The organism is Stenotrophomonas sp. 3diitr2024 (assembly GCF_042136455.1).
Taxonomy (GTDB): Bacteria; Pseudomonadota; Gammaproteobacteria; order Xanthomonadales; family Xanthomonadaceae; genus Stenotrophomonas; species Stenotrophomonas sepilia.
This window is the reverse complement of record NZ_JBHHMJ010000251.1, coordinates 1-320: the sequence shown is the minus strand read 5'-3', so window position 1 is coordinate 320 and position 320 is coordinate 1. Positions and strand designations below refer to the sequence as shown.

1 pseudogene is annotated in these 320 nt (G+C 63.1%); it reads right to left on the bottom strand.

What is annotated here, in order from left to right:
• Positions 1–305: pseudogene (locus tag ABGA94_RS05755) on the bottom strand (hypothetical protein); the annotation flags it as partial.
• Positions 306–320 lie beyond the last annotated feature (15 nt).

The following is a 320-nucleotide window of genomic DNA, read 5'->3' as shown; positions in this document are numbered from 1 at the left end:
GCGGGCGGCATCGACGACCAGATCAGCACGAAGTCACCATGGCTGGCGTGGTTGCCGTAGTACACGCGGCGCTCGCTGGACGGCGCACAGCCGATCCACAGCGCACGGGCGCCGGTCAGCGGATCATTCGGTCGGCTCTCGTTCTTCGAGTTGTGCGCATCAAAGCTGAGCTTGAAGCGGTCGCTGACATTCCAGACGGCGTTGAAGCCCAGCTTGATGCCGTGGGCCTTGACGAACTCGTCCTGCAGCTCCTTGCGCGCCGCCGACACCTTGGACAGGTCGACTTCGTTGAAGGTGGTCAGCATGGCGGTGGAGTTCTT